The 3,843-nt window shown below is 70.4% G+C and carries 3 protein-coding genes; all 3 read left to right on the forward strand.

Features of this window, described 5'->3' with window-relative positions; all coding sequences use genetic code 11:
- The coding region (locus tag AB0M20_RS31420) for a sulfotransferase (protein WP_364303951.1) at nucleotides 1-693 on the forward strand (693 nt) is incomplete at its 5' end.
- Between the two features lie 79 nt (nucleotides 694-772).
- Nucleotides 773-1,729 (forward strand): ABC transporter substrate-binding protein, encoded by a 957-nt coding sequence (locus AB0M20_RS31425; RefSeq protein WP_364303952.1) that lies wholly within the window; start codon nucleotides 773-775, stop codon nucleotides 1,727-1,729.
- Nucleotides 1,730-1,780: 51 nt separating this feature from the next.
- Complete coding sequence (locus tag AB0M20_RS31430) at nucleotides 1,781-3,811, forward strand: M6 family metalloprotease domain-containing protein (RefSeq protein WP_364303953.1); 2,031 nt, start codon at nucleotides 1,781-1,783, stop codon at nucleotides 3,809-3,811.
- Nucleotides 3,812-3,843 lie beyond the last annotated feature (32 nt).

Below are 3,843 nucleotides of genomic sequence, written 5' to 3' on the forward strand. Positions count from 1 at the left end.
CCGTTGGGACGGTTGCCCGAGTTCCTGGTGATCGGCGGGCAGCGGTGCGGCACCACGTCGCTGTACCGGTATCTGGCCGCGCATCCGTCGGTGCGGCCGGCGTCCGGCAAGGAGCTGCAGTACTTCAGCCTGCACCACCGCCGGGGTGAGCGCTGGTACCGCGCGCACTTCCCGGTCCGGCCGCCCGGCGTGCTCAGCTTCGAGGCGTCGCCCTACTACCTCTTCGATCCGGAGGCGCCGGCCCGGGCCGCGGCGACCCTGCCGGAGGCCCGCTTCGTCGCGTTGGTGCGAGACCCGGCGGAACGCGCCTATTCGCACTACCTGCACTCGGTCGCCTACGGAGTGGAGCCGTTGTCGTTCGCCGACGCGCTGGACGCCGAGCCGGAACGCCTCGCGGGCGGCGGTCACGAAGCCCGCCGGCGCTACAGCTACGCGGCCCGCGGACGGTACGCCGAACAGCTCGCCCGGTGGCACGCCGCGGTCGGCCGGGAACGCGTGATGGTGCTGCGTACCGAGGATCTGAGCCTTCGGTACGGCGACCTCCTGGCGTTCCTCGGACTGCCGCCCGCGCCTGCCCCCGCGCAGCGGCACACCCGTCGCGCGAGCACGGCCCCGGAGCTGGATCCGGCGTTGCGCAGCCGGTTGACCGCGCAGTTCGAAGAGGACCAGGCGGCACTGCGCGCGATGCTCTGATCCGTTCGGACCATCACTGCCGGCACGGAAGGCGCTACGGTACGGCGGTTCCATCGTGATCAATCCAGGAGTCCCCCCGATGCGCCGGTTCGTCGTCGCTCTCGTCACTGCCGTCACCGTCCTGGCCGGCGCCAACGCCTGCGGATCGGACGACAAACCCAAGACCGCCCCCGCACTCGACCGCATCTCCGTCGGCGTCATCCCCATCGTCGACGTGGCGCCCATCTACCTGGGCAGGCAGAAGGGGTTCTTCGCCAGCCGCGGCATCGACCTCGACCTGGTGCTCGAGCAGGGCGGCGCCCCGATCATCAAGGGGGTGCTGGCCGGCCGGTTCCAGTTCGGCTTCAGCAACATGACCTCGCTGATGGCGGCGCGGGCGGACGGCGCGCCGCTCAAGGCGGTGGCCGCCGGGGTGTCCTCGACCGGGAAGCCCGGCCGCGACTTCTCCGGCATCGTGGTGCCGCCGGGCAGCCTCATCCGCACGCCGAAGGACCTGGCCGGCAAGCTGATCGGCGTCAACGTGCTGGGAAGCCTCGGCGACACCACGATCCGCGCGTCGGTGCGCAAGGTCGGTGGGGACGCCACCACCCTTCGCTTCCAGGCGCACCCCTTCCCGCAGATCCCCGGCAAGCTGCAAGCCAAGAAGCTCGACGCGGCGTGGCTGGTGGAGCCGCAGCTGTCCGAGGCCATCACGCTCGGCTGCCAGGTCATCGCCTCGAACTTCGTGGACACCGCCGCCAACCTGACCGTCGCCGCGTACTTCACCGCCGGCGACCTGGCGGAGCGCGACCCGAAGCTGGTCGAGCGGTTCACCCAGGCGGTCAACGAGTCACTGCGATACGCCGACACCCACGGCGACGAGGTGCGCGACGTCGTCGGCACGTACACGCCGATCAACGACACGGTCCGGCTGATGATGATCCTGCCGAACTGGCCGGCCGCCATCAACCGCGACTCGGTCGAGACGCTCGCGCTGCTCGGCGGGAGGGACGGCATCTTCAAGACGGCGCCGCAGCTGGACGACCTGCTGCCGTAATGCTGCATTCGAAAGGTATAAACCTATCGATGGGCCAGGTAGGTTCAGCGGATGCAGCTCACGGATGCTCCGAGGTGGCGCGGGGCGCTCGCCGCCGTGCTCGCCGCCACTCTGGCCGCCACGTTCGCGTCGGCTCCCGCCCAAGCCGCGCCGGTCGACCCCGGCACCGGCCCCTTCGCGGTCGTCGACCCGCAGAACTGGGAAAACCCCGACACCATGACGTGGGACGACTTCGTCGCCCCGCCCGGCACGAACTGGTCCGACCCGTCCCGCCGCGGCTCGGTCCGCAACTTCAACATCGCACTGGTCACCCTGGACTACACGGACATGCCGTTCGTGGTCACCCAGGCGCCGCGGTCCACCATCTTCGGCAACCCCCAGCCGGCCGCGTCCCGGCTGTCGCGTGACGCCGTACCGGCCTTCTACCGCGACCTGCTGAACACGCCGAACGCGCTGAACCGCGGGCACACCCTGCACGAGTACTGGATGGAGGACTCCGGCGGGCGGTTCGGTGTGGACCTGACCGCGTTCGGCGCCTACCAGATGCCGGCCAAGTCCTATCAGTACGGCATCACCAACGACATGAACCCGGGGATGTGCCCGGTCGGCGAGACGTGCAACCGCAACATCCGCACCGACGGGCTGGGCGCCTGGCGCGCCGACGTGGGCGACGAGGTGGCCGACTCGTACGAGCTGGTGTTCATCCTCTCCGCCGGGCAGGACGAGTCGTCCACCTGGCAGGAGTTCGGCGAGATGAAGTTCCAGACCAAGGAGGACGTGCCGGACTCCTTCGGGCCGCCGGTCGAGCCGCAGCCCAACTACGCGCGCACCCGCTATGTCGAGTGGACGTCGTGGAAGTCGGCCGCGACCATCTGGCCCAACGCCGGCGGTGGTTCGTCGACCCAGGCGGAGAGCTCCGGCATGGGCGTGTACGCGCACGAGCTGAGCCACCTGCTGACGATCGGCGACAACTACAACAACCCGTACGGCGTGCCGCTGCGCCGCGCGTACACCGGGCCGTGGTCGATGATGTCCCGCGGCTCGTTCAACGGGCCGGGCGGGCCGCACACCCGCTGGCAGATCCCCGCCGTGCAGGGCGGCTCGATGGGCTCGCTGCACACCGTGCGGGACAAGGCGAAGATCGGCCTCGTCGGCGAGCAGAACGTGCTGCGGCTCTCCCGTGAGGCGTTGTCCTCCACCGGCCTGGTGGTCGCCAGGGTGACCGCCCGGGCGGTGGCGCCCGGCGCCAAGGACCTGATGGGCGTCAACGTCGCGATGAACGCCGACCGGGCGCCGGCCTGCGACGTCACCACCGACGTGCTCTGCGACGGCCGCAACTTCAACAACTACACCGTCGAGGTCGTCGACCGGATGGGCGCCGACTCGTTCACCCCGGACTCCGGTGTGATGATCGCCAAGACGAAGAACCAGGACCAGGCGCCGTTCGTGTGGACGATCGACGCCAACCCGCAGGACATCGACCTGATCGACTTCTACCGTCCGGACGGGACCCCGGCGAAGGTCACGATGGGCGACTATCGGCAGCTGTCCGACGCGCTGTTCCACGCGGGCACCCGCTCCGGGTCCGAGTACGAGTACGTGGACGAGGCCAACCGGCTGCATTTCTACGTGCTCGACGTGAAGCGGGACTCGACCGGCGTGCTGTCGTACACGGTCGCGGTGAAGTCGCTGGACGGCGCCGGCGGCCCCAGCACCCACGGCGTGGCGCTCGGGCAGGGCTCGGTGACGTCCGGCGGCCGGCCCACCAACCGGGGCGTGACGTGCTCGTTCCCGCTGACCAACACCGGCGTCTACTCGGCCGGCGGCCAGCAGCACCCCGAGGACGCGTCGGCGTACCTGACCTCCGACGTGTACCGGCTGTCCGCCGCGGTCGCCGGTCGCGGCTGGCGGGTCGTCCTGCCGAACGTGCTCGCCACGGCGAAGTTCGGCGCCACGACGACGGCGAAGGTCGCGGTGGCGGCCACCCCAGACGCGGTGGCGACGGGCATCGTGAAACTGACGGCGACATCGGAGAGCGACCCGGCCAAGACCGTCACGAAGCAGTGCCGGGTGGACAAGTAGGCCCGGCGCGGCGGCCGGCCACATCAGTGGCC

It is taken from the genome of Actinoplanes sp. NPDC051633, from assembly GCF_040681735.1.
Classification (GTDB): domain Bacteria; phylum Actinomycetota; class Actinomycetes; order Mycobacteriales; family Micromonosporaceae; genus Actinoplanes.